Origin of the sequence: Leucobacter shiyiweii (assembly GCF_052446065.1) — a bacterium.
Lineage (GTDB): Bacteria > Actinomycetota > Actinomycetes > Actinomycetales > Microbacteriaceae > Leucobacter.
This window is the reverse complement of sequence record NZ_CM127080.1, coordinates 941,121-965,710: the sequence shown is the minus strand read 5'-3', so window position 1 is coordinate 965,710 and position 24,590 is coordinate 941,121. Positions and strand designations below refer to the sequence as shown.

Below are 24,590 nucleotides of genomic sequence, written 5' to 3'. Positions count from 1 at the left end.
GTGCATCTTCCCGCTCTTCAGACGTGGATCGGGGGCGTGGCGGAAGAGAGCGCCGTCGCGCTGCCTTCCTCCGAAGCCCTCATCAACCCGAACACCGGCGAGATCCTTGCCGAATCCCGCGCGTCGTCGCTTGAACAAGTGGATCGCGCGATCGCTGCCGCGCACGCCGCTCACGCGGATGCGCGCTGGCGGGGCATGCCCGTGGATGCGCGCGCAGAGATTCTCGAGCGTTTTGCCGAGGGGCTCGAGGCTGTTGCCGACGATATGGCCGCGCTCGACGCGCTGAACTCGGGCGTACCGATCTCGGTCACTCGACTTTTCGCCCACAGCGCCGGAGACACCGTGCGCGGAGCCACCGCTCATGGGCTCGCACTGGGCGATGAGCGTTCGCTCGACGCGGGCGAACGTGATGTGCGTTTGCGGCGGGTGCCGTGGGGGCCGACCGCGCTTATCACCCCATGGAACGCACCTTCGGCGATGGCGGTTAAGAAGCTCGCGTATGCGCTTGCCGCGGGTGCCACCGCGGTACTGAAGCCGTCGCCAGCTTCCCCCTTCAGCGCGCAGCTCGTCGTGCGGGCCGCAGCCGAGGCTGGGGTTCCTGAGGGAGTGGTATCACTCGTACTTGGCGGTGGTGAGGTGGGTGCGGCACTGACCACAGACGCACGTATTTCCGCGATTTCGATGACGGGATCCACCCCCACCGGCCGCGCGATCGCTGCTGCGGCCGCGCCGCGTTTTGCGAGGCTCCAGCTCGAACTGGGCTCAAACAACCCGGCCATCGTGCTCGGCGATGCCAACATTGCGCATACGGCGGCATCTCTCGTGTCGGGGGCGATGAAGCTGTCGGGTCAGTGGTGTGAGGCGCCTCGCCACGTGTTCGTTGCTCGCGAGATCCACGACGAGCTCGTCGCGGCACTCGAAGCTGAGCTCGCGGCACTCGTCATTGGGCCCAGTACCGACGAGGCCACGACTCTCGGCCCGGTCGCGTTTTCAGCGCGCCAGGAAGAGTTGCACGCGCAGCGCGATGCCCTCGTCGCGGCTGGTGCCCGCGCAGTCGAGGTAGGCTCACCGCCGGCAACTGGCTGCTTCGTCACTCCCACCCTGATCCTGGGCGAACGGCTTACCCCCGCGAGCGAGGTCTTTGGTCCGCTTCTGCTGGTCGAGCCGTTCGATTCACCCGTTGAGGCGATCGAGTTGGCGAACGCAGGCGCTCGGGGTCTCGCTGGATACGTGTACACAAGCGATCTCGAGGCTGGCCGCGCGCTCGGGTGCGAGCTGATCGCAGGCGAGGTGAAGCTCAATGGCTCGAGCGTGCTCGACATGGCGCCGGGCTCGTCGCAGAGCTTCTTCGGCAGTTCAGGCATCGGGGGCCACGGCGATCGCGAACTTCTCGAGTTCTTCACTGGTGTCCAAGTAATCGGCTCCGACATGGCCGGTCTTCCGCTGTAACCGCTAGGGTATGTGAATGCAAACTGGGTCACCGATCGATCCGCAGTCGCTGTCGCTTCCCGAGAAGCAATTGTCAGGGTACGCGGAGGTACTTGAGCACCTCCGGCGAGAAATGACACTGGGGCGTATCCGGGTGGGCGATCGGTTGCCGTCTGAGCGCAAGCTTTCCGAACACCTCGGTGTGGCGCGCGAAACGCTGCGTCAGGCACTCCGCATGCTAGAGGGAAGCGGTCACATAGTGATCCAGCGCGGCTCTCGGGGTGGCGCCGTGGTGCAGTCGGCTCCCATCGACCAGGCAGAAGTGCTGCGGCGCGTCGTCGAGCGACAGGACGAGATTTTCGCGGTGATCGAGTTTCGTTCGGTCGTTGAGGCGGCCGCAGCCGACCTGGCAGCCCAGCGACGATCGACCGACGATGTGACTGCTCTCGAGAACGCGCAGGCAGATCTGCTCGCCGCGAAGTCGCTGCACGCGTGCCGCGACTTCGACACTGCATTTCACCTCGCGATTGCCCACGCGAGTGGCAATCGCGAAATCGCACTCGCGGTGGAAGACCTCCGAGTCAAGATGTTCCACAGCGTCGACGTTATCGATTACGAGTTCATCCGTGGATCGAGCCACAGCGCCCACCAACGCATCCTGGCCGCGATTCGCGACGGTGACTCTGAACGTGCTGCACGGGAAATGCGTGCCCATCTGGAGACCACCCGCGAAGAGTTCGAACACATCATCGCGAAGCACACCGGTCACCACACCCGATAGGTCACAAGTTTCGCGAAATCGCGCCGCCCAGCGCCCAAGCCCTACTGGGCCAGCAGCGCCAGGGTCTCCGCTGCGCGGTGCGAGAAGCCCCACTCGTTGTCGTACCAGGCCGATACCTTGACCTGCCGGCCCATGGCCCGCGCGAGACCCGAATCAAAGACAGAGGATGCGGGGTCACCCACGATGTCTGACGAAACAAGTGGCGCTTCCGAGTACACGAGCACCCCTGCGAGTTCGCCGGCGGCGGCCTCGCGATAGGCGGCGAGGATCTGCTCAACAGTCACCTCGCGGCGAACCAGCGCCGTGAGCTCGACGATCGAACCGACGGGAACCGGTACACGAAGCGCGTCGCCAGCGAGCTTGCCCTCGAGCTCGGGCAGCACCAGGCCGATGGCCTGCGCAGCCCCAGTCGAAGTGGGCACAATGTTGAGAGCGGCGGCTCGCGCCCGACGTAAGTCACGGTGCGGCCCGTCGATGAGGTTCTGATCCTGCGTGTAAGCATGAACGGTCGACACCAACCCCTGTTCGATGCCTGCCAGTTCGTGCAGCACCTTCGCGAGCGGGGCGAGCGCGTTCGTCGTGCACGACGCGGTCGAGACGATTCGGTGCGCGGCAGGATCGTAGCTGTTCCAATTGACGCCCTTGACCACTGTCGCATCCGCCCCCTTGGACGGGGCACTCACCAAAACTCGCTCGGCTCCGGCGTCAAGGTGCGCCCTCGCCTCGGCTGCCTTCGTGAATCGACCGGTCGCCTCAAGCACCGTTCCCACCTGAAGCTCGCCCCAAGGCAGCTGGGTTGGGTCTGGCTGTGCAAATAAGCGGATCCGCCGCTCGCCAAGCACAAGCTCCTCGCCGTTGGTGCCACTCTCGATTCGTGCCGCTCGTGGTGCGCGCCCGTACACGGAATCGAAGTTGAAAAGCTGCGCCAAGACGTCTCCGCCCGACAGGTCATTGATCGCGACCACCTCAAGGTCGCTGTTCTCCTCGAGAAGGACTCGCAGCACAGCTCGTCCGATCCGACCAAATCCGTTGATTGCAATTCGCTTGTTCACTCTGGTTCCACCTTCCGAGAACGAGTCCGGCCCGAGGGAGTCCAGACCCCACAATCAGTTGATCCCTCGTGCGTAGCCTCTCACAGGCACGGGCTACCCGTGGGGATTCGGAAAAACGAGGGTCGAAGAATGGACCGCACAGCCCGGAAGCCTAGGAGCGGTAAGCGTGCTCGTGGGCATGCGTCGTCGCGGTGGCGGTCAGTTGTTCGACAATTGCAGCCACGATCTCGTCGAACAATTGGTTGCATCGTTTAATCTCACGCGTGAGGTCTTCACGCAAAGATGAATTCGGAGAATGCTCGAGTTCGACTGAGAGCCTCCGCACCACATCGAGTTGTACCACGACATCGGCCACCAGAAAAAGGATCTGTTCGTTCGCACCTGATGAGGTCAGAATTTCCGCCCACGCGCTCAGCGAGCGCGCGAGAGATTTTCGTTCTTTGAGAATGTGTCCACGCAGACGAGCGAGAGCGATATCGGTGGCCGCTGCGTCTTCTCCCGTCGGGATTTCTGGCAAGTATCGGGGGACGATCATTCCCCGGGTCTCCTCACTGCGATGGGTGTCTGCCAGGCTGTGCAGGAACTCCGTAAGGGCGAGACGAATCATTGGCGCCCAGCGCCGAGCTGTCTGTCTCGCGACTACGCGATTCAGAATGAGAATGGTGAAGAGGAATGACAGCAGTGCGCCGACGAACCCGGAAAGCACTACGACCTCCTGCCAGAGGGAAGTTGCGATATCTACCCAGATCACTGCAACCGCAAGCACCACCGTCCCGACGATCGCAGCTGCCCTGCCCAGGTTTGCCCAATGCCGACTGCCCATCACAGATTGTCCCCCACTCGCCTTGGCGTTCGTTATCGCTCTGCCTGAGTCCTGGCGATGACTTCGATGCTACTCATCCCAGCAGCTCGGCGGCAGAATTCACCTGGCTCGCGATCATTGACCGGACCGTTTCACGCGGCAGGACGGTCTGATTCCAGAGAGGGTCGCAGAAATCCGCGAACACCACGATGAGGGTGATCGGGAGTCGCAACAAAATGATCTCGTTGCGCATGTTCCTGAGAACGCAGCTGTGGGGCGTGACGATACGCCACACCCCACAGTCAAACACCGACTATTTGTTTGCCGCGCGCGGGGCTCCCATGCCAGGGTCGATTTGGAACGGGCCGGCGGCGGACGGGCGCACATCGAAATCGAAAATCGCCGTCGGCAGGTAGACCGTCGAACACGAATTCGGAATGTCGACTACGCCTGAGAGTCGACCTTCGATTGGAGCGGATCCCAACAGCAAATATGCTTGCTCCGGCTGATATCCGAACTTCGTCAGATAGTCGATCGCGTGCAGGCACGCTCGTTGGTAGGACAGATGCGAGTCCAGGTACTTCTGCTCACCGTCAAGGGTGACAGAGGTGCCAGAGAACGCGAGCCACTCGCTGTATTGCGGATCGACGTTTCCGGGCATGAAGATCGCATTTTCCGAGACTCCGTAGGTTTCCATTCCCCCACGAATCAGATCAACTCGGAGGTCGATGAACCCACCCATTTCAATAGCACCGCAGAACGTAATTTCGCCGTCACCCTGCGAGAAGTGCAGATCACCAACAGAGAGATTGGCGCCGTCAACGAACACCGGATAGAAAATCCGGGTCCCCTTGCTGAGGTTCTTAATGTCCTGGTTGCCGCCGTTCTCACGAGGCGGAGCAGTTCTCGCTGCCTCGCCTCCCACGCGCGCGCACTGATCTGCGGGGACTCCCCCCAAGATGGCATGCTCTGCTTCCGGCGGGAGAGCCAAGGGCGGAACTCGGTGCGGATCAGTCGCGATCAACGCCCCCTCGCGGGCATTCCATTTCGCGAGCAACTCAGCTGAGGGTGCGGTGCCCATGAGACCCGGATGGATCAGGCCGGTAAATGAGACCCCAGGTACATGGCGCGAGGTTGCCGTCTGCCCGCTAAAATCCCACACCGCTTTGTACGCGTCAGGAAACTGGTCCGTGAGGAATCCACCGCCATTATTTCTCGAAAAAATTCCGGTGTATCCCCAGCCCTGACCTGCGAGGGGTCCTGAATCCTCCTGAGGAATAGGTCCGACGTCAAGAATATCGACGATCAAAAGATCACCCGGCTTGGCACCCTCCACCCGGAACGGCCCGCTGAGTGTATGCACTGTTAGGAGCGGTGCATCGAGGATGTCTTGCGCGGAGTCATCGTTCTTAATTGCACCGTCAAACCATTCACGGCAGTCGACGCGGAAACTGTCGCCAGGCTTCACCGTCGCCACCGGGGGAATCTCCGGGTGCCAGCGGTTGTGGCCAAGCTTCTCCTGTTCCGTAAACTTCTTGGACGAATCCAATTTGAATATGTGTTCAGGCATGTGACCTTCTCCTTCTTTGATCTGTATCGGGAGACACCGTCGTCGCCCGATTATTCGAATGTGGTCTAATCTCTGGGAAGCTTCTGATGAATCGGGTTAGAAGTGATCGGTTGTGTTCGCTTTCGGCCTTGCTGGGGAATTCGGCTGACCACTTCCGGTTCACTAGCGCTTCGGGCGGCTCTATCCATCAGGCCAAACGCTGACTCACCGGCACGTGAGAGATAGGGTGCGGTAATCATCTTGCGCGCATCAGACCCACAGACTCTGCATTCCATTTCGGCCGGCACCGAGGCCATCTCAAACCTGGCATCGTAGGTACATCCTTGAACACATTGGTACGAGTAACTCGGCACTGAGCACTCCTTTCAGATCACACAGACATTTTTCGTCGGGTGCTCACTCGGGTTGCGGTGCACTTACAGCCGCTTGCGAGGCCTCGTGAGATGACGAGATTGGGCGCTTGGGCTTGCCCAGCATCCAGGAGAAAAGGAAGACCAATACTGCGATCACCGCCGCGATGACAGCGCCAACTGCAGTGCTCTGATAGGTCTGGGTCAAGAGCAAGAACGCCGGTACCGCTCCCGTCAAGACGCCGAGCATAAGCGTGAACCATCCGGTGACACGGGTGAGATCTTCTCGGTTCAAGGCCAGTACCAAGAAGAAGAGGAACCACAACACTGCCCAGGAGAACCAGATCACGCCGAAGACCGGGTCGTTGACTAGCGTGAATTGCAGTGCACCGTAAACAAGGGCGCACGCTGAAACGAACAATGAAAACCATCCCAGGCCCTCACCTGATGCACCAGTGAGTTGGTTCCAAGCGACATAGAGATAGGTGAATCCGAAGAGATACAGCCCAGACGCGCCAAGAATAACGGCCGGGTCCCCGTCCGCCGTGAGGAGCGTGAGCGTCGGGAAGATCACTTGCATCCCGCCGACGAAGAGATTCAAGGCTGCGGCCGATTTCCCCGGCACAATGTTTAAAAGCATCAAGCCGTTGATGACTAACACAGCTCCGACGTAGAGCAGTCCTACACTTCCCACTTCACCCTCCTGCCGCTTCGTTGCGGAGTACGCGGGCACGCGGTTCTCCGCGAGGAGAACATGATATATCATGTAATTTTGCACTCAATTTGTTAATTTGACTACGCCTGTAACGTAACCCCGATGGCATGAAGAGTCAAGAGCCAGGTGCAGAGTGATGGTCTTCGAGGTGTTGGGCATTCGAGTCTGCTGAAGCTCTGGTTGGCTCTTGGAACCTGCCCTTCGGTGCGGTTACCCTTTCGGCTGCCGCATGAGCCTCACTCGCGGGCGTACACGCGCACGCCCTCGATCCAGGTCTCGTCGACGCGAGCGGCGCACAAATCCGCTGGGTCTAGCGACCACAGATTTCGGTCAAGCACCACCAGATCGGCAAACATGCCTAAGCGCAGACGACCGCAGATCGCGTCGAGGTGGTTCACGTAGGCGCTACCGGCTGTCGCAGCATGCAGCAGTCGTGACAGCTCCAGTGCTTGCTCAGGCAGCAAGGGGGCAGCCGATGCGCCCGGATGGCGCCGGTTCACACCGACGTGCACGGCCTGGATCGGATCAGGAGACGACACCGGCCAGTCGCTGCCCATCGCGAGCCGCACCCCCGCCGCTGCTAGCGACGCGAAGGGATACAGCTCAGATTGAGCCTGCGACGGCAAGAACGGAAGCACCAGCTCGTCAAGCTGTGCGTCGTGTGCGGCCCACAGCGGTTGCAAGTTCGCGGTGATGTTCAGCGGTGCAAACCGAGGCAAATCCGCTGCGCGCACCACCTCGAGATGCGCAAGATGATGTCGTAAGCGCGACGCACCATTGCGGGAGCGAGCGGAAGTTAGGGCATCGAGCGCCTCGGTGACGGCGCGATCACCGAGCGTGTGAAAGTGGATCTGCAATCCGGCTGCGTCCAACGCAGTGACGAATGCCGTGAGGTCTGCGGGGTCGAAGAAAGTCAGGCCGTTGCTGTCCGTTTCCGCGCCGTGCGCGTCGCGGTAGTGCCCGTGCATCGCCGCAGTGCGGCTCTCAGCGACTCCGTCAACCATCACTTTCACCGCGTCGAGGCTGAAGCGCTCTGGCGCATAGCGTCCCCGAATGTCTCGCGCACGTTCACTCAGGCCAGCGAGCTGCGCCAGGCCGCTGGTGCGATCCCACCACTGCGCGCCGCGCACCCGCACCCGCAAATCGCCCGCATCCAGTGCCCGCGCGTACACCTCGACGGTATCAGGCTGCCCCATCAGCGAACCCACCGCCGCGTCTTGCCAGGCGGTCACCCCGAACGACAGCAGGCGTTGCTGGGCTGCGAGCAGCGCGGCCAGAGCATGATCCGGATCGATCGGCGGGCGCACCGCATCGAAGAAAGACATCGCACCGTCATGTACGGTACCGGCCGGCGTGCCATCTGGCTCGCGTTCGAAGCGCCCGTCCATCGGGTCGGGCGTCAGCTTATTCACACCCGCGAGTTCGAAGGCTCGCGAATTGGCCCACGCGCTGTGATGGTCGCGGTTCTCCAGCAGCACCGGACGATCAGGCACCACTGCGTCGAGCATCTGTCGGGTCGGAGTGCCGTGGGCGAACGAATCCATCGACCACCCAGCTCCGGTGATCCACGGCAAATCCGGGTGGGCGTGCGCATACGCCGCGATCTTGGCGAGTGATTCACCTGCGTCGCTGCAGGTAGAAAGGTCACAGCCCAGTAGCTCGATACCTGCCATCACCGGGTGCACGTGTGCGTCTTGGAAGCCCGCCATCAACAGACGGCCACCCAGATCGACCACATTCGCTCCGGCCGCTGCTTGTCGCCTTGCTTCCTCCGCATCAAGCGAGTGGATCCTGCCCCCGCGCACCACTACACTCCCCCAGTGAGGCTGACGGCTATCTCCCGTGAACACCCATCCATCGCGGAATACCGTCCAATGCGGGGCACGCGACGCGGTCATCGTGGACGCATTTCAAAATTGGGCATACCACTGTTATACCGCCAGAACAGACCTCACCAGCTGATCGAGATCGTCAACGATACAGGAATGCTTTTGGTGAGAAGTTTCGAGTCACGCAAGCTACTCCACCCACCAGACCGATGGCCCCAGATATGACCTGTGTCTCGCGACATATGAGACGTATGTCGCGAGACATGGTGTGACCCATGTCAGAACTCAACACAATGGTGGAAGTAAGGGGAATACTGTCGAAAAGTGCCCCGCCCTTGCGCCGCATAGTGAGTACCCATCATCTCATCCGACAGCGACCTCTGCTACAGCGTCGCCACGGCCGGAAACTCCCCACTCATCTCCCGCCTTTGAGCGAGGAGAAGCTGGTCATCGCTGAAGCTCGATACGAAGCAGGCGCGACTCTCAAGGCGATTGCTTCAGACCTTGGAATCAGCCGCCAGTCACTTGCGCACCAGCTACGCAAGCGCGGGTTGAAACTCCGAGGCCGTGCTCCTGAGCCGCACGAGGTCGATGAGATGCGTCGCCGATACGAGGCTGGCGACTCGCTTGAAACGGTCGGCAGCAGACTTGGGTTCTCGGCGGGCACAGTGCGCACCTGGCTCATCGACTCAGGAGTCGCAATGCGCGATACCCACGGTCGCAGCAAATAAATCGTCCACTGCACGTGAATACTCCGGGATAGGTCGCCTGTCCGAGCCTAATTAGGCGTGGCCTTGCCAGTCCACTACGACCCGGTCAATGTGCTGAGGTAGCTCGGCAATCCTCTCCTCATCAGTCCAACTTGCGATGAAATCGGGGTCGTTGCTCTTAGGGGCGTCCACAACATCTCGAATACGCACCGCTACTGGCACTCCGGTACTCACCCCGGTAACCAGAGCATGTTGCTGAGCAAGGCCCGGCAGTTGATCGAGAAGGGCACGAGAACTCAGCGCAGTGGCGTGACGAAGCAGTGCTTGATCTGACTCGTGGGTAAGTCTGTGCGCGATTACTGTGCCACACTGCGCAACGACAGTCTCACTCAGCTCACTCGGACGCTGGCTCGCGAGCAGAAGGGATATTCCGAACTTTCTGCCTTCTTTTGCGATGCGTTCGAAGACGGCAGTTGAGCGGCTTCCGCCTCCGTTGCTGTCATGGCGAGCCGGGATGAAGCGGTGTGCTTCTTCGAGCACCAGCAGCAATGGGTGTCTCGCGCGAGGATCACTGCGCACAGCAAAGTCGAAGAGGATACGACCAAGCAGCGCCGTTACGTTCTCAAGTACATCACTGGCGATAAGGCTCAGGTCGAAGATAGTAACCGACGGGCCAGAATCGTGGTTCTTCGTTTGCTCTCGATAATTTGCGGCGGCGGGCCAATCTGATGAATCGTTGTCCTTCGTCGGGTCGGCTCCCATCACTGCACGCAGATAGGTACCAAGGGGGTCATCGTGTTTCTCGACCCTGGTCATGAAGTCGTATCTGCCATCGGCAAGGAGGCGGCTGAGGCGCATCTGCAGTGTCGCGACGTATCCAGCGATCTTGTTGTCATTAGCCTGTTCCAGCTGGATACGGTTCGGCATGAAGAAGTCACAGAGCTGTTGCAGATCATAGAACACCGGAGCGTCGAAGTCTGCACCGGTCGCACCGCTGCCGAGACCAAGTTCACTCAATGCAGTGGTTATGTGCTGTTTGAGTTCACGGACGAGTTTCCCGACTATCTCTCGATGTTTTGGCGTGAGCGCTGCCCACTTCGGATTATTGGTCAGTCCAGAGTCGGCTATAGCTTTAGTGACGAGAGGAGCCATTGCCTCCCAATGTGACTTAATCGGCGAGGCCTGTTTTGCCTGGAACTCAACAAGTCGAGAAAGATCGGTGAGCTGACGGAAGGTCGGCCCTTCCGCATCCTTGTCGTTCGAGAATTGCGCCTCAACTATCGCGAGAGTATTCCGCACGTTGTCGAGCCGATCTGCTTCGACGTGGGAGGTGGCACCGGCGATTCTTGCGTCTGCAACCGCGCGCTGAAGCACTGGAGCCTGTACGCCTTCGCTGGCGCGCAGGAGAGCTAGGTGCTCTTCGTTGTTCATGAACCAATGCGGCAAGAACAGACCCGACTCAGTACCTGGCTCAGGGCCGAGGACAATGGTGCGCGTTTTCTGCCCACGAGAGCTGTCGTTCGCAAAGGACTGAGCGTACTCTCCGTTGATATCGAAGATGACTATGTGGCCGCTGCTGATCTGATTATCGAGAAGGCCGTCGATTAGTGCGGTGACTGTGCACGATTTCCCTGATCCAGTGGATCCGACAACAGCGCAGTGGTGCCCAAGAAGGAGATTGGCATCGAGATAAACGTCTTGTTCTGAAGCAATTGCTGACGAGCCTAAACGGACTGAAGGCACCTCCTTGGGAAGAAATATGTTCTTGACCTCGGCAGGAGTCGCCGTCCTGACCGGCGCGTGAAGCGACGGATAGGCAGTCAGCCCCGATTTGAACTTCTCCCCTTCGAAACGACCAACCACCGACGCCTCAAGCTCATAAGAAGCTTGGTCGTCCTCGCTGAGCAGTCCGCGACCAGGCGCTATCTCATTGCGCCTCACGATGGAAACACCTGTAATGATCGCTACTACCCGATGAGCACCGGCCGGTGCGGTCACATATGAGTTGACAACTCCCACAGTCTGAAGACCGTCAGGCCCTACTTTGGTGAAACCTTTCGAACCAATATCCAGCGACACTTTCAGAGTCGTGCTCTGCACGGCCGTCACCCGGCCGATAACACCTACCTCACTCATCGCCTGAAGAGTCTTCCTTCTTCTGCGCGGAGGTGAAGTTCTCGAGCGATTCAATAAGGTTCATGATCGCAGCTGGGGCGTTGACCTGCAGATCGAGTCCCGACTCGGGCAGCAGGTCAACCATGTGAATGAACTCTCCGGCTTTGCCAGTCAAGACGGCGATACGCGAGTCATCTCCGGCAGCCAGAGCAGCCAGCGGAGTGTCCTTCGTCTCAATTCCCTGCGTCGCCAGGGTTGTACCTACGAGGTCATCGTCGAGGACAGCTTTCAGCAGCGATTCCTGTTCCAAAATGGCACAGGGATCGACCGCCAGAACATTGATCGCTGGGTTGATCGCCAAGCTGCGCAGGAGAATCCGGTTGATGTGAGGGTCACCAAATCCATAGCCGATCGTCACTACCGCGGTGTCATTCTGTTGAACTGCATCGCTCAGCAAGCGCATGAGATCGGAATACGGATATGAAAGGGAATCGCCTTCTTTTGCGGCCGTGGGATAGATAAGTACGGGCTCTTGTATCGAAGCGCTGCCCTCTGGAACCTGCACGACCTCGAGCGTCGTGACTCCGGTCTCAGCGCTGATGCGTGGCTTCCAGTTCAAACTGCCGTGGATCTTGTGTAAATAGAGCGCGCTGTCGGCTCGGGCGACCACTTGTTGCGAAGTTGTCTCGACGCGGTGGAAGTCCAGTCCGTAGTAAGCAAGGTTCAGACGCCGTTCGACCGTGCCACTGAACCCGTCAATATAGGGGTATCCCAGTTCATCGAGTGACCGTTCGAGAACGAGATCATAGTTCGTCGTGAACAGCTTGGGCCTTGGGAGGTTGGCTCGTCGGCTTCGAACGATCCGCGAGAGGAACTGCCGATGAGCCGCGAGGGGATCTTCAAGATGGCAGTCTGAGGTAGGGAGTTCACAGGCATGAGCAAAAGCAACGTTGATCTTGCCCTTGAGCTGTTCGATTTGCTCCTTGGTGAAACTCTTTACATTGTCTCCGCTGCTAAAAGTCACCTCCGCGAGTCCGGTTTGATCGGCAAGCGAGGCTCCCAGTTGTAGCCCGTTGAGCAGCTTCTCCAGGTCTCCGTCATCTTTGGGATTGAGGAAAGCTAGAAGATCTGTGTCCGTCTTGTCCAGCTGTTCCCCGGCGTCTTCAATGAGTGATTGCACTGCATCGTTATTGAGATTACGCGTTTGCGGCGACCCCAGATGGAATGATGCGCCCGAGCCGATAAGCAATACAAGGTTTTGAACCTGTAACAGTGAGGCAATGTGGTCTTGCACGACGTGCCGGTCTTGGTCGGTAAGCCGTGACTTCACGGTGCCGCCGACAAGAAATAGCCCTGGAACTGAATTTCCCGGATCGAAACTACTCATGCCAGCCCTGTCTCTTCACTCAATGCCCCGATGGGCATGGCTCCTCACCGTCACGTTATCAGTTTGTAGAGCGCGGATCGTCTGCCCTGAGCAGGTGCCCTTCTGGTCTGCTCTGGGCAGACAACGCCTCAGTTGCTCGTCACCGTTGTCGTACCTTCCCGACACACTATCCGTGTATCAGGAGGGCGACATGGCCGATATGACGTTTGAGAACGTAACCGATGAGCGAACCGCGCGGGCGGTGATCGCGTCAGTAACCGAAACCGGCGATTTTCAGACCAACACCGTGCTTCGGCTCGCTGGGAACGGTCTCGATACACTCCGGCTTGCCCTGAGCAACGAGTTGATCGTCGGGATGCAGCGCGCTGACTTGCACCTGTGGCGGCGACGATTCGATGTCGCCGACCCCGTGCAGGTGTTTGAAGGAATCGAGCAAAGCGAACGGCTCGGGCAGCATATTCTGATCCCCGGCGATCCTCATTGGCCTGCTGCGCTTGATCCTCTCGATCACCGCACGCCGCTCGCGCTCTGGACGCAGGGAGACACGACCTTGCTCGCAGACTCGTTGGCGAGCCGCGCCGCGCTTATTGGCACCCCCAACCCATCTCTATATGGACTGCAGATGGCCACAGCACTGGCCGCTGATCTCGCCGCAGATGGGCGCACTATCGTTTCGTTCCCCGATGACGGCATCGCTGAGGCCGCAATCACCTCCGCACTCAAGCACAACGACCGCGTGATTCTCGTCATGCCCGATCCGATCAATCAATCACAGATCGAAAACTACGACTGGCTGGAGCAGGCCGCAACGACCAGCCTGCTCGTCACTGATCGCCCGCCGAGCGACATACGACATACCAGCGCGTTGACCGCGAACGGTCTCCTTGCTGCGCTCTCCGGCATGACGACCGTTGTTGAGGAACAGGCCGGCTGGGATTACCGCTGGACTGGCGCCCCGTTCCATGCGGCAGCCTATGGCAGACCTGTTGGCGCGGTGCCGGGGCGTGCAACCGATGTTGCTAGCCACGGCACCAACGCGCTCATCCGCGAGGGTCGCGCGACCCTCGTGCAAAGTCACACCGACATCACCGAACTCTTAGATGCATCGCCGCGTGGTCTTCTCACGGCGACACTTGCGCAGAATACCCCGCAACACACCGTTGCTCGTGAGTACAGTCTCACCAGATAGTCCAGGCTCCGAGTGGTGGTAATAGACGTTGAACAACGACAGTCAGCTTGCGTTCGATCTTGACGAGCTCGTGCGTGAGGATCTCCGCGCGAACCCACCCGAGTGGCAGGGCGCGCCACTGCACTTCACCACCGACTACTTCTCGCCGGGCGAGCTACAGGCCGCGTTTGAGCATTGGCAGCTTCTCAATGGCCGTTTCGGGTCGATCCCGCATAGCCGTATGTGGCACACCGGATACGGATGGCTCAATGGTGGCACCGAGTACGGCGATCACCGCCTCGTCATGTTCTCAGCTGACCTGCGCCCCGAGCCGAAGTGCGAGGGGCCGGGCGACCTCATGTATCTCGCGGTCTGCGAACCATGCGAGTGGCATCAGGTCAGCGACTCGGAAATCGATAGCGTCGAGGGGTGGCACAATCACGCGATCCCGAACTGGCGTGAGCTACCAGTCGTGCCCGCGCAGATTCGGGTGCGCGATGGCGGCGGCTTCACCAAGTTAGGCCGCAAATGGATCGCAGCGCACTACCCGGCCGAGATGCAAGTGTCTGGTGCACCGATCATCACCGAGCGCGCACGCTACGCGACTCGACACGTCGCCGAATACTCGCCCCGGGGCGGCTATGACCTCTCATCAACCGCTCTTGATCGACCCTTGCCTGAGCCGAGTACTGAGGCCCCCGCTGCACATCTCAAGAGTGCTGCGCCTGTGCATACACCGAGGCACAGGGTCTCAGCCGTTCCTGAACATGCTGTGCTTTTCAGGCCTTCAGGCGTACAGTTAGGAGCACACGGCAAATAAGCCCCGCCTGGGGAATGACGGAGCAGCCTGAGCTGCGAAGTGCTTTTACACGAATCTGACCGCCGGTAGATCTGTAAAGGACTCCGTCATGCTCACTATCATCTGGCATCTCAGTAGCTTCGCGAACGATCTGTTGCAGCGGTACGCTCCGACGAACCGGCTGATCTGGTTCCTGCACCGCCGCGAAAATCTCCGCTACGGTGTACCGGCGATGCTGCTCTCGATCCCCTACCTGTTGATCGCACGCGGCGCTCTCGCTCTGATCGAGGTGAGTGCTCCCGAGTGGCTGTATCTCGTGTTCATTCTCTGCATCTGGAACGCGATCAAGTTCCTCGTGTGGGGGCCGATCAGCCTGACGGTACTCGGCAAAGCGAGGTTGCGCGAGGCGCGCGAGCTGAAGCGCATGGCGCAAGAGACAGTTATTGACGAGTGCGGCGCCGAGCCTGCGACTTCTCGTCGGTAGCGGGGCCGTCTACTCAGAACAGTGTCGGGCCGTCGTACTTTGGTGCGGCGGCTCGACGCGCGCCGGATGCCGTTCGAGCGGTTCGCGCGGCACGCGCGGTCTGAGGTTCGGATGGGTTCAAGCGTTCGGCGAGCACGGCTTTCACGTCGCTCCAGATGTCGGGCCGTTCAGTATGGCGGTCTCGGTCGCACGAGCGGCGCAGGTCAGTGAGGAACCTGGTGCGCCGCTCTGGTGTGGAGAGTTGCTCGTAGTAGAACCCTGCACGGTCGTAGTGGGCGATGAACCCGAAGTAGCCCGAGTTGTAGAGGCCCTCGTAGAGCTGGTTCGTGAATCTGTCCTCCGGGTAATCGTCTGCGATGAATCGGAGTAGCGCGTTCACGAATCGTGCTTTGCGCGCTGCAGTTCCTGACGGATAGCCAGAGTCGAGGAACTTGTCGACGGGTGCTCGCTTCACGGCCATCGCTCACTCCTCGCTCACGGCTCTCGGGATGAGAACGAGGTGCGCTTGACTGACCGTGTTCGCTATCGTGTCGGGCCTCGATGCTCGCGCCCGGCTGTCGGCCTCGGCGCGTCAGACTGCGCTGTTTGGCGGGCGATCTGTTGGGCACGGATGAGCGCCACCCCGGCGCGTTCGTAGTCGATGCGTTGCCCGATGCTCTCCGGCTCGGCTCCGAGCGGCTGCGCCTCCCTGGGGTCGATGCTGTGCCGGTCTCGGTATGCGGCGATGGTCATCAGCCCTGATCGCCAGCGCGCCCGATCCTGCTCATTCTCCGGCGCGGCACCGACAGCGATCACCCACTGTTCGCCGCGTTCGAGGGCGGTGTCGATGATCGCGGCGGCGCGCGCTTCGATGAGTTCCCGCCGCTCATCGAGTGCGGCACGCATATCCGCGCTCATCTCTCCGACCGCCTCGGGCAGTAGTCCTACGATGAACCGAGCGCGCGGCAGCGCACTACCAGCGCCGAGCCTCGTTACGGCTTGTTCGAGTCGGTAGTGCAGTACGGAGGCGATGTCGTCGGCATCCGCGAAGCCACGCGCCCGCACAATCCTCGGCATGAGCGTATCGACCGGGTGCCCGCTGGCCTCGGCACGTCGGAGTTCGGCGACGAGCGCCCCGAACGTCTCCGCACTCACCGCCTCGTCTACCTGCGCGTCGGTCAGCCCGGATACCGCAAGCAACCGCGCCCACCTGTCCTGTTGCGCGGCGGCGGCGATCGTCTCGTATTCAGCGGCAAGCTGCGCGATCCCGCCCCATCGTTCCTGCTCGGCAGTGATCGTCTCGTGTGCCGAGAGTTCAGCCCCGACATGCTGAAGCACGCCCTGGAGCACGGTGCGGGCAGTCGCGTCGGGGTTCTCGCCGGGCTGCGGCACGCTGTGCGCGGGATCGAGCCGATCCGTGGCGACATAGGCTCGGTTCGAGTATCTGCCGCGCGTCATGGAGACGTAGAGCACTTCCCTGGTCGTGGTGGCTTCGACGAGTGTGTGTGCGGTATCGACGGTGACGCCCTGGGCACGGTGCGCGGTGACGGCGTAGCCGAGGTCGAGGTGCTCGGCAACGTAGGCGGCGGGCAACAAGATCCCGCCCCCGCGCCGCATGGTGGGTGGCCGCACGAAGACCGAGCCGTCATCGCGCACGTTCGTCACGACCCAGCGTTCACCGTTGCGCACCCATCCGTGTGCCGAGCGCAGGCGGCGGTCGTTCTTCCTCGTGATGATCGTGTCTCCCACACTCACGCGGCTGCCGTCGCCCAGTTCGATCTCGCGTTCAGCGGCGACGTAGCCGTGGGCGATGAGGTCGCGGCGTGCCCGCTGGTTCAGTTCGGTGACATTCTCGACGGTTTCTGCGATCAGGATCGTTCCTCGCCCGGCCTGCCGGTCTTCCCACCAGGCCCAGTACGCAGCCTCGGCCATCTCGTCAATGGTGCCGCCCCTAATCCTGCCATGCTCCATATAGGTGTCGATCACGGGGACGCGGCCGTGGCGCAACTCGAGCGAGGCGCGTTTCTCCCAGTCGTGTTTCAGCCGCCACACCTCCGTCAACTCCGGCGTGCCCTCAGCGCGGTCGTTCACGATCAGGGTGAACGCGCCGCCCACGCCGACCGACTGCAACTGTGCCGGGTCACCAACAAGCAGCACTTTCGCTCCGACCCGCTCAGCCTCACGGGTGATGAGGTCGAGCGAGTGCGTACCCGCAAGCGACGCCTCATCAAGAATCACCAGCTGACCGCGTGTGAAGGTCTGCCCGGTGCGCTCGAACACTTCCCGCCATTTCGCGGTGTTATCGGTCGGGACGCCGAGTTCATCAGCGAGCACTCCTGCCGCGACTGCTGACGGGGCAAGCCCAACCACTGACCCCTCACCGTGCTTCCATTCCCAGGCACGACGCAATGCGCCCAGCGTCGTAGTCTTCCCAGTACCTGCAGGCCCCACGAGAACATCGACGGTGCGGCCTGAGACCGCGATCCGGGCGAGTGCGTCGCGTTGGTCGGGGCCGAGCGTGCGCCCCTCATTATCGGGTTCGTTCGCGAAGCGTTCGATCGTGTCGAGCGCGAGCCTGGGGCCGGCCATGCCCCGCGCTCTCGCGATCAGCCGATCCTCCGCCGCAAGCAACGCTGTCGATGAGAACAGTGTCGAGTGCTTCGGCCGGAATCTTGTGGAGCCATCAGCGCGCCGGAACTCGGCGGGTGTGACGGCAAGTTCGGGCGGGGTGAGCCTGAGCGATGCTTGCTCGGCGGCATCCGCGATCATGCCGACGATGACCTCGCGATCCTCGCTTGACGCGAACCTGAGCCACATGGACTGCCGGGCTGCTTCGGCCATGAGGTTCCAGCGTCGCCAGGTCGAACGTTTCTCGCCCACGGTCTCGATCACTTGCTTCCCGAGGGCTGCGATCATGTCGAGTGGTACATCATCGGCGCGCAACAACCGCACGCCCGAGCTTCTGGGGTCGTGTTGCCACGCAACACTGATCGCCCACGCCGTCGCATCTTCACCGAGGATCACTGTTGCACGATCCCGCCACTCGCTCGTGAGGTCATCCAGCGATCGCACGTCTTTCTCGGGGCGTGTTGCGAGCGTGGCCTCCTGCAACAGCTTGATGACCTGAGCCGACGACGGCCTGCGGCCGTGCCGTGCCACGAACTCCGCAATAAGGCGTTCTTTCTCGACCTCAATATCGCGTGCGCGACTCGAGAACGCTTTGATCAATTCCTCCGGCACATCACTGATCGCCCACGACTGGTTCCGACCAGCAGCTTGCTCGCGTGACTCCCACGAGACCCCAAGCAGCCGGGTGAGTGAGTCAGCGAAGATCGCCTCATGAAGTTCGCTCAGCGCGACCGTCGCTGCGTGCAGAGGTCGCCCGTCAAGCGCGAGCCAACGCATGGTCTGGGCGTGCTGCACCTTGTTCGACACCACCACATGCGTATGCAGGTAGGGGTCTTGCAACCTGGAGTCGTAGTGGTCATACGCGGCTGCAACAACCCCAGCGACGTCGAGTTGCAGCACCGCACCGTCAGGGCCGCGCGCTCCTCCCCGTGTTGCAGTGACCTCGCGCTCCATGAACTGCAACACATCAGCTATCGCGGCATGGTGCGCTTCCCAGATGAGTTGTTGCGTGCCCCCATCAGCCACCGCCCACAACACGGATGCTGACTTCGGAATCGAGAAAGTGAAGTCGTAACCAGCGACCGCCTTACGGCTCTTCTTCGCCGCTTCCTCCGCCTCAATCACCGTGACCGCTTCGGCGCGCTGTGATGGCGTGAGTTCAGGATCGAGCGCGGCAATGCGAGCGGCAACGCGCTCATCGAGCGTCTGGAACTGGCTGTAAGGTCGCCCAAGCGCATCACCCGTCACGGGATCGCGGCCCATCCCGATGAGCAGTTGGAGTTGCGTCTCGGTCACCGTATCCCCGCCCACAATCTGACCGTCCGCGAGGCCACTCAGGCCAGAACCGAGCCATCTGCCGGGTGGGGTTCCCTCTTCGCTGTAGTAGCGAGTCAACGGGGTCGACAAGGCTCTATCGCCGTCGCCATACGCGACCGACTTCAGGAGGTACTTGTACCCATCGCCCGCCGTCATGCGACGCATCGAAACTGTCATCGGAGGCCACCTTTCACGTTCGATAGGTGGCCTCGACTGCCCCGCGCTACGCGGTCAAATCAGAGTCGAGTCGTGGCGCTTCAGCCATGTTTGCAAGATATGTGAGTCGGAAGATGAGCTCGAAGAAAGAACCCTGCAAACTTCAAGCCGCTCCCATGCTGCTGAGTGTGACAGCGAACCACCTACATTCATCGAGCTTGCTGCGGTACGGCTCTGAGCAAGATCCCCCTCTGCCATCCAACGCTGGCAAGGTCATGACGGAGGCCAAAGCCGTTTGATTAGGTACTCTTAAATCAGCCAAAAGGTAACCTGGCCGCTTAGAGTCCAGTGCAGCTTCTGAGCTGCGTACCACCCGAGACGAATGAACTGAACAGCATTGACACTACGGCCATAAGTTACCGCTCAAGAACAACGGCGAGCCCTTGGCCGACGCCGATGCAGATCGCGGCGACTGCGACTCCTCCGCCGCGGCGCTTGAGCTCGTGGGCGGCGTGACCGATGATCCGGCCGCCTGAGGCGCCGAGGGGGTGACCGATGGCGATGGCGCCGCCGTGGATGTTGAGCTTCTCCGGGTCGAAGTCGGGCCAGCCTTTGAGGCAGGCCAGGGACTGTGAGGCGAAGGCTTCGTTCAGCTCGACGAGGTCAACGTCCGCCCAGGTCCGTCCCGCGCGCGCCAGCGCCTTGTTCGCGGCCTCGATCGGCGCGATCGGGAAGATGTCCGGGTCGACGCCGTGGGCGGCACGTCCGGTAATCCGCGCGAGCGGTTCGGCGTCGAGGGCGTCCTCGGCGCCGAGCAGCACCGCGGAAGCACCGTCGTTGATCGAGGACGAGTTCCCGGCCGTCACGGTACCGTCGGCGGCGAACAGCGCTTTGAGACCGGCGAGCTTCTCAACGGTGCTGCCGTCGCGGATGCCCTCATCGCGCGCCATCTCAGCGCCGGGCACCTGCACGATCTCGGCGTCGTAGCGGCCCTCCGCCCACGCTTTCGCGGCGAGCTCATGCGAGCGGACCGAGAACGCGTCCTGTGCTTCACGGGTGATCCCCCACTCCTGGGCGATCTTCTCCGCGGACTCGCCGTTGGAGATGGTCCAATGCTTGGGCAGGGCCCGGTTTACCATGCGCCACCCGATGGAAGTGTTCCAGAGCGTCTGGTTGCCGACCGCCGGCCAGGGCTTCGGGGACTTCTCGAGAACGAAGGGCGCACGGGACATGGACTCCACGCCGCCGGCGAGGATCAGCTCTGCATCCCCCGACTCGATCGCCCGGGAACCCTGGATCACGGCCTCCACGGACGATGCGCAAAGCCGGTTGACGGTGACGCCCGTGACCGAGGAGGGGAAGCCCGCGAGGAGGGCGCCGAAACGGGCGACGTTGCGGTTGTCCTCACCGGCCTGGTTCGCGTCTCCAAAGATCACGTCTTCAATACGTGCGGGATCGACGCCGGTGCGCTCGACGGCGGCTTTCATGACGACCGCGGCGAGGTCGTCAGGGCGGATCCCGGAGAGCGCACCGGCGGCGCGTCCGAAAGGGGTGCGGACGGCATCGTAGATGAACGTCGAGGTCATGGGGTGAACCGTGGTCTTTCTGTGAGTAAGGTGGGTCAGGCTGCGGAGCGCCTGGAGTGATACGCGGCACGGAACTCGTCAGGGACGGTCCCGGCGCCGGTAGCAAGGTCGGCGGCGAGCTCGCCGAGCAGCGGAGCGAACTTCGCACCACGGCCGGAGCAGGCGGACAGGACGACGATGCCTTCGGCCTCGTCAATCAGAAAGTCGCTGCTGGGCGTGCTGGTGAACATGCACGTCGCTTCCGCGTAGGAATCCGGTTCGACACCGGGCACCCATTCCTTGACGTAGTCGCGAGCTCGTTGCCTGGCCTCCGGCCGGATCTGGCCGGTGCGGTCGAAGATGCTCGGGATTACGGTTCCGCCATTGAAGTGCGCGATCTTGAGGCCGTGGTATCCGGCGTCGCGGCCGCCTGGCAGACCGTAGATGTCGACCGTCTCGTTCTCGTGCATGAACGTCGGCCAAGCCGGATAGGGTGCGCCGGAAGCGCCGGCGTCGCGGTAGGGGAAGTGGAACGCCTGCTCCTCACGCACTTCGAAAGACGGCAGTGAGTGGATGAACCCGGCAGGCAGAGCGAGCGAGTCCAGAAGGGTTGGAAGCCACGGGCCGGCCGCGACGACCACTTTCTCGCCTTCGACGACGTCGCCGACCGTGGATTCGACGCGGAAGCCGCCGGTGCGCCGCTCGATAGAGCTGACGGTCCAGTTCGTGAGCAGTCTGACCCGCCCGGTTGCGGCGGCCAGGCGAACGAACGCCTCGACCGTGTTGCGGGCATCAAGCACTCCAGCGCCGGGGTGATAGAGTACCGCGCCGTCGAAGCCGTACTGCGGCCAGCGCGAGCCCGCCTCCGCCTCTGGCAGTAGCTCATGCTCGACACCCAGCGCGTCCAGGACACGGGCGAGGCCGACGGGATCGTTCACCGCGCCATGGTCGAGGGCGCCGGTGGGTTCGATCAGACGTGCACCGTTCTCCCGTTCGAGTTCGTCCCACAGCGGCTTGGAACGGATAACGAGCCCTGTGTAGAGCTCGCTCGGGTAGGCGTAGCGAAAGATCCGCGCGGAGCCGTGCGAACTGCCGTACGGGTTGGCTGGTGCCGACCGCTCCAGCAGGGTCACGTCTTGCCCGCGTTGGGCGAGACGCCACGCGGTGGCGGCGCCGGCGAGTCCTGCGCCTATGACGATGTACTCGCCCATCTCGCTCCGTCCTTACCGCTTGAACGCGGAGACCCCAGTGATCTCGCGGCCCACGATCAGGGACTGGATGAAATCGGTGCCCTCGTAGGTGTGGACGACTTCCATGTCCGTGAGATGGCGGGCGACGTGGTTCTCGAGCAGCAAGCCGTTGCCGCCGAGCAGGTCGCGGGAATCGCGGCATAGCTGCCGCGCTTTATCGCCAGTGAACATCTTCGCGAGCGAGGCCTGCTCGTTGCTTAGGCGGCCTTCGTTCTGCAGGGCGCCGGCACGGAAGCAGACCAGCTGCATCGCTGTAAGGTCAGCGAGCATGTTGGCGAGCTTGTTCTGGACGAGTTGGTAGTGTGAGATCGGGCTGCCGAACTGGACGCGCTCGGACGCGTACTGCACTGCCGCCTCGTAGGCGGCGGTCGCGTGTCCCAACGATTCCCAGGCGACGGTGCTGCGGGTGCGGTTGAGCACCGCCCCGACATCGCGGAACGACTGAGACTTTTCGAGTTTGTTCTCGGCGGGGATCCGAAGGTCTTCGAAGGTGATTTGCGCCTGCTGGATCGCGCGCTTGGCGATCTTCCCTTGGATGGCTTCCGCGTGGTATCCGGACGGGTAACTGCCGTCCTCGTTCTTCTCCAGGATGAACGCCTTGACCTTGTCGTCGGCGGTGTCGCGCGCCCAGATGATGACGAGATCTGCGACGTGGCCGAGGCCGATCCACCGCTTCGAGCCATTGAGAACGTAGTGGTCGCCGTCGAGGCGGGCGCTGGATTCAAGAGCCACGGAGTCGGAACCGTGATCGGGTTCCGTCAGCGCGAACGCGCCGAGCTTCTCGAGCTTCGCCATCTGGGTCAGCCAGCGCTGCTTCTGTTCGTCGCTGCCGAGTAGGTTGATCGTCCCCATCGCGAGGCCGGAGTGCACGGCGTTGAACGTGTTGATGCTCCCGTCACCGCGGGAGAGCTCCATGGCGACCAGTCCCGCCTGCAACCGGGTCAGGCCTGGGCAGCCGTACCCTTCGATCGCGGTGCCGATGATGCCAAGCTCCCCGAACTTCGGGAGGATCTGGTACGGGAAGTCCGCCTGTTCCCAGTACTCGTTGATGATCGGGGTGACCTCAGAATCGACGAAGGCTCGCACCTTCGCGACGAGCGCGCGATCCTCCTCACCGAGGTAGTCCTCGACGCCGTAGAAATCCACGTTGACGCCTGACCTGTTGAGTGCACTCATGCTGTTGCTTCCTTTGCTGAGATCGATGCGAGCGGCGAGGAGCCCGCGAGCCAGCGCCGCACCAGCTCGGTATCTGCGCCTAGCTCGGGGGGCGCCTTGTCGTAGGTCGCCGGGGTCTGTGAGAAGGTGATGGGGTTGCGGATCCCGGACAGAGAGTCATCCCCGGATCCGGCTTGAATGATCGGATCCAGGCCGATGCGCTCGGCGAACTGGACACCGGCTGCGACGTCCTGGATCGGCGCGCACGGGATCCCCGCTGCGGTGAGCCGTTCGAACCACTCCGTGGCGGTCGCATGCGAGAGCGCGGCTTCGAGTAGCGGACGCAGATCGAGTCGGTTGCGGCTGCGGTCGGGCGCGAACGCGAAGCGCGGATCCTCGACGAGTTCAGGCGTGCCGAGCTCCCGGCAGAGCACCCGGAACTGCCTGTCGTTGCCGATCGCGAGCACGATCTCCCCGTCTCCGGTGGCGATCGGCTCGTAAGGGTAGATGCTCGGATGCTCGTTGCCCATGCGGGTCGGAACGACGCCTGCGATGGCGTAAGCGCCGGTCTGGTTCACCAGGCCCGACAGTGCCGAGCTCATCAGATTGACCTCCACCCGCTGCCCTTCACCGGTCACTCGCCGGTGGTTGAGGGCGGCGAGGATACCGATGCAGGCGTGCATACCCGTGAACACATCGACGACCGCGACGCCGGCACGGAACGGCTCGGTCTCCGGCGCCCCGGTGAGACTCATGAGCCCGGAGGCAGCCTGGACGAGCAGGTCGTATCCAGGAAGGCTCGCCCCGCCCGCGGTACCGAACCCGGTGATCGAGGTGAAAATCACGTCCGGGTTCTGAGCCGCCACGCTCTGATAGTCCAGCCCGAACTTCTCGAGACCGCCGGGCTTGAAGTTCTCGATTACGACGTCCGCGCGAGCTGCGAGCTCGCGTGCGGTCGCGAGATCCCCGGGGTCGCTGAAGTCCAGTTCGATCGACAGCTTGTTCCGGTTGATCGAGAGGTAGTAAGTCGACTTGCCCTCATGCTCCGGCGGCATCCAAGCACGGGTCTCGTCCCCGATCGGACTCTCGACCTTGATGACGGTCGCCCCCATGTCCGCCAGCAGCATAGTGCAGTAGGGCCCGGCCAGCACCCTGCCGAAGTCAGCGATGATGGTGCCGCTCAGCGGCCCCTGCCCCGAACGCGCGAGTAGTTCTTCAAGTCTGTTGTGATCTTCCACCGTCTACCTCGGGACCGTTCTTCCGTTGAACCGTTTTCGATGTTTTCACCTTGTCAGGCGCGATTAGTGCACGTCAAATACCTATTTTCACGTTATTGATACCTTCAGCACA

20 protein-coding genes are annotated in these 24,590 nt (G+C 61.9%); 6 read left to right on the top strand and 14 right to left on the bottom strand.

Annotated features, from left to right (window positions below):
* Both ACTNFJ_RS04550 and ACTNFJ_RS04545 read left to right on the top strand, forming a co-directional pair.
* Complete coding sequence (locus ACTNFJ_RS04550) at positions 1-1,449, top strand: aldehyde dehydrogenase family protein (protein WP_435907643.1); 1,449 nt, start codon at positions 1-3, stop codon at positions 1,447-1,449.
* 16 nt (positions 1,450-1,465) lie between these two features.
* A complete protein-coding gene (locus ACTNFJ_RS04545) occupies positions 1,466-2,209 on the top strand; it encodes a FadR/GntR family transcriptional regulator (RefSeq protein ID WP_435907644.1) in 744 nt (247 codons plus the stop codon).
* Between the two features lie 41 nt (positions 2,210-2,250).
* Here ACTNFJ_RS04545 and gap read toward each other — a convergent pair whose 3' ends face one another.
* The 6 genes from gap to ACTNFJ_RS04515 form a co-directional block, all read right to left on the bottom strand.
* On the bottom strand, positions 2,251-3,261 hold the full coding sequence (gene gap / locus ACTNFJ_RS04540; RefSeq protein ID WP_435907645.1) for a type I glyceraldehyde-3-phosphate dehydrogenase: 1,011 nt from the start codon (positions 3,259-3,261) through the stop codon (positions 2,251-2,253).
* A 151-nt stretch (positions 3,262-3,412) separates the two neighbouring features.
* Positions 3,413-4,084 (bottom strand): hypothetical protein, encoded by a 672-nt coding sequence (locus ACTNFJ_RS04535; RefSeq protein WP_435907646.1) that lies wholly within the window; start codon positions 4,082-4,084, stop codon positions 3,413-3,415.
* A 73-nt stretch (positions 4,085-4,157) separates the two neighbouring features.
* Positions 4,158-4,316: a hypothetical protein gene (locus ACTNFJ_RS04530; RefSeq protein ID WP_435907647.1), complete on the bottom strand. Its 159-nt coding sequence runs from the start codon at positions 4,314-4,316 to the stop codon at positions 4,158-4,160.
* Between the two features lie 60 nt (positions 4,317-4,376).
* Positions 4,377-5,633, bottom strand: coding sequence for a formamidase (fmdA, locus tag ACTNFJ_RS04525; protein WP_435907648.1), 1,257 nt, complete (start codon positions 5,631-5,633; stop codon positions 4,377-4,379).
* A 396-nt stretch (positions 5,634-6,029) separates the two neighbouring features.
* Positions 6,030-6,716: an AmiS/UreI family transporter gene (locus ACTNFJ_RS04520; protein WP_444711793.1), complete on the bottom strand. Its 687-nt coding sequence runs from the start codon at positions 6,714-6,716 to the stop codon at positions 6,030-6,032.
* Positions 6,717-6,934: 218 nt separating this feature from the next.
* The gene (locus ACTNFJ_RS04515; protein ID WP_435907650.1) at positions 6,935-8,596 is read right to left on the bottom strand and encodes an amidohydrolase; all 1,662 of its coding nucleotides are present in this window, start codon (positions 8,594-8,596) and stop codon (positions 6,935-6,937) included.
* 359 nt (positions 8,597-8,955) lie between these two features.
* On the opposite strand from ACTNFJ_RS04515, the gene ACTNFJ_RS04510 reads away from it, so the two are divergent.
* On the top strand, positions 8,956-9,258 hold the full coding sequence (locus ACTNFJ_RS04510) for a helix-turn-helix domain-containing protein (protein WP_079941015.1): 303 nt from the start codon (positions 8,956-8,958) through the stop codon (positions 9,256-9,258).
* Between the two features lie 51 nt (positions 9,259-9,309).
* On the opposite strand, the gene ACTNFJ_RS04505 is transcribed toward ACTNFJ_RS04510, so the two are convergent.
* Both ACTNFJ_RS04505 and ACTNFJ_RS04500 read right to left on the bottom strand, forming a co-directional pair.
* Positions 9,310-11,373, bottom strand: coding sequence for an ATP-binding protein (locus ACTNFJ_RS04505; protein WP_079941016.1), 2,064 nt, complete (start codon positions 11,371-11,373; stop codon positions 9,310-9,312).
* Positions 11,366-12,739, bottom strand: coding sequence for an SIR2 family protein (locus tag ACTNFJ_RS04500; RefSeq protein ID WP_079941017.1), 1,374 nt, complete (start codon positions 12,737-12,739; stop codon positions 11,366-11,368). The genes ACTNFJ_RS04505 and ACTNFJ_RS04500 overlap by 8 nt, the downstream gene beginning before the upstream one ends.
* A gap of 190 nt (positions 12,740-12,929) precedes the next feature.
* Here ACTNFJ_RS04500 and ACTNFJ_RS04495 point away from each other — a divergent pair, with 190 nt between their 5' ends.
* The 3 genes from ACTNFJ_RS04495 to ACTNFJ_RS04485 all read left to right on the top strand — a co-directional run bounded on the left by ACTNFJ_RS04495 (position 12,930) and on the right by ACTNFJ_RS04485 (position 15,190).
* Positions 12,930-13,928, top strand: a complete 999-nt coding sequence (locus tag ACTNFJ_RS04495) for a DNA-processing protein DprA (protein ID WP_200769278.1) — start codon at positions 12,930-12,932, stop codon at positions 13,926-13,928.
* 28 nt (positions 13,929-13,956) lie between these two features.
* Positions 13,957-14,727: a DUF6349 family protein gene (locus ACTNFJ_RS04490; protein WP_079941020.1), complete on the top strand. Its 771-nt coding sequence runs from the start codon at positions 13,957-13,959 to the stop codon at positions 14,725-14,727.
* A gap of 88 nt (positions 14,728-14,815) precedes the next feature.
* A complete protein-coding gene (locus ACTNFJ_RS04485) occupies positions 14,816-15,190 on the top strand; it encodes a hypothetical protein (protein WP_079941021.1) in 375 nt (124 codons plus the stop codon).
* 13 nt (positions 15,191-15,203) lie between these two features.
* Here ACTNFJ_RS04485 and ACTNFJ_RS04480 read toward each other — a convergent pair whose 3' ends face one another.
* The 6 genes from ACTNFJ_RS04480 to ACTNFJ_RS04455 form a co-directional block, all read right to left on the bottom strand.
* Entirely contained in the window at positions 15,204-15,650 is a 447-nt protein-coding gene (locus tag ACTNFJ_RS04480; RefSeq protein WP_079941022.1) for a hypothetical protein, read from the bottom strand.
* Between the two features lie 62 nt (positions 15,651-15,712).
* Positions 15,713-19,291, bottom strand: a complete 3,579-nt coding sequence (mobF, locus tag ACTNFJ_RS04475) for a MobF family relaxase (RefSeq protein WP_079941024.1) — start codon at positions 19,289-19,291, stop codon at positions 15,713-15,715.
* Positions 19,292-19,686: 395 nt separating this feature from the next.
* On the bottom strand, positions 19,687-20,856 hold the full coding sequence (locus ACTNFJ_RS04470; RefSeq protein WP_079941026.1) for a thiolase family protein: 1,170 nt from the start codon (positions 20,854-20,856) through the stop codon (positions 19,687-19,689).
* A gap of 35 nt (positions 20,857-20,891) precedes the next feature.
* Positions 20,892-22,046 (bottom strand): FAD-dependent oxidoreductase, encoded by a 1,155-nt coding sequence (locus ACTNFJ_RS04465; protein ID WP_079941027.1) that lies wholly within the window; start codon positions 22,044-22,046, stop codon positions 20,892-20,894.
* Between the two features lie 12 nt (positions 22,047-22,058).
* A complete protein-coding gene (locus tag ACTNFJ_RS04460; protein ID WP_079941028.1) occupies positions 22,059-23,261 on the bottom strand; it encodes an acyl-CoA dehydrogenase family protein in 1,203 nt (400 codons plus the stop codon).
* A complete protein-coding gene (locus ACTNFJ_RS04455) occupies positions 23,258-24,478 on the bottom strand; it encodes a CaiB/BaiF CoA transferase family protein (RefSeq protein WP_433647676.1) in 1,221 nt (406 codons plus the stop codon). Before ACTNFJ_RS04455 ends, ACTNFJ_RS04460 begins: the two co-directional genes overlap by 4 nt.
* Positions 24,479-24,590 lie beyond the last annotated feature (112 nt).

Excerpts from the sequence above, each read along its gene's own strand:
- ACTNFJ_RS04545 (WP_435907644.1), top strand. The coding sequence starts at position 1,466 with ATGCAAACTGGGTCACCGATCGATCCGCAGTCGCTGTCGCTTCCCGAG.
- ACTNFJ_RS04535 (WP_435907646.1), bottom strand. The coding sequence starts at position 4,084 with ATGGGCAGTCGGCATTGGGCAAACCTGGGCAGGGCAGCTGCGATCGTC.
- ACTNFJ_RS04530 (WP_435907647.1), bottom strand. The coding sequence starts at position 4,316 with ATGCGCAACGAGATCATTTTGTTGCGACTCCCGATCACCCTCATCGTG.
- fmdA (WP_435907648.1), bottom strand. The coding sequence starts at position 5,633 with ATGCCTGAACACATATTCAAATTGGATTCGTCCAAGAAGTTTACGGAA.
- ACTNFJ_RS04515 (WP_435907650.1), bottom strand. The coding sequence starts at position 8,596 with ATGACCGCGTCGCGTGCCCCGCATTGGACGGTATTCCGCGATGGATGG.
- ACTNFJ_RS04505 (WP_079941016.1), bottom strand. The coding sequence starts at position 11,373 with ATGAGTGAGGTAGGTGTTATCGGCCGGGTGACGGCCGTGCAGAGCACG.
- ACTNFJ_RS04500 (WP_079941017.1), bottom strand. The coding sequence starts at position 12,739 with ATGAGTAGTTTCGATCCGGGAAATTCAGTTCCAGGGCTATTTCTTGTC.
- ACTNFJ_RS04495 (WP_200769278.1), top strand. The coding sequence starts at position 12,930 with ATGGCCGATATGACGTTTGAGAACGTAACCGATGAGCGAACCGCGCGG.
- ACTNFJ_RS04485 (WP_079941021.1), top strand. The coding sequence starts at position 14,816 with ATGCTCACTATCATCTGGCATCTCAGTAGCTTCGCGAACGATCTGTTG.
- ACTNFJ_RS04480 (WP_079941022.1), bottom strand. The coding sequence starts at position 15,650 with ATGGCCGTGAAGCGAGCACCCGTCGACAAGTTCCTCGACTCTGGCTAT.
- mobF (WP_079941024.1), bottom strand. The coding sequence starts at position 19,291 with ATGACAGTTTCGATGCGTCGCATGACGGCGGGCGATGGGTACAAGTAC.
- ACTNFJ_RS04470 (WP_079941026.1), bottom strand. The coding sequence starts at position 20,856 with ATGACCTCGACGTTCATCTACGATGCCGTCCGCACCCCTTTCGGACGC.
- ACTNFJ_RS04465 (WP_079941027.1), bottom strand. The coding sequence starts at position 22,046 with ATGGGCGAGTACATCGTCATAGGCGCAGGACTCGCCGGCGCCGCCACC.
- ACTNFJ_RS04460 (WP_079941028.1), bottom strand. The coding sequence starts at position 23,261 with ATGAGTGCACTCAACAGGTCAGGCGTCAACGTGGATTTCTACGGCGTC.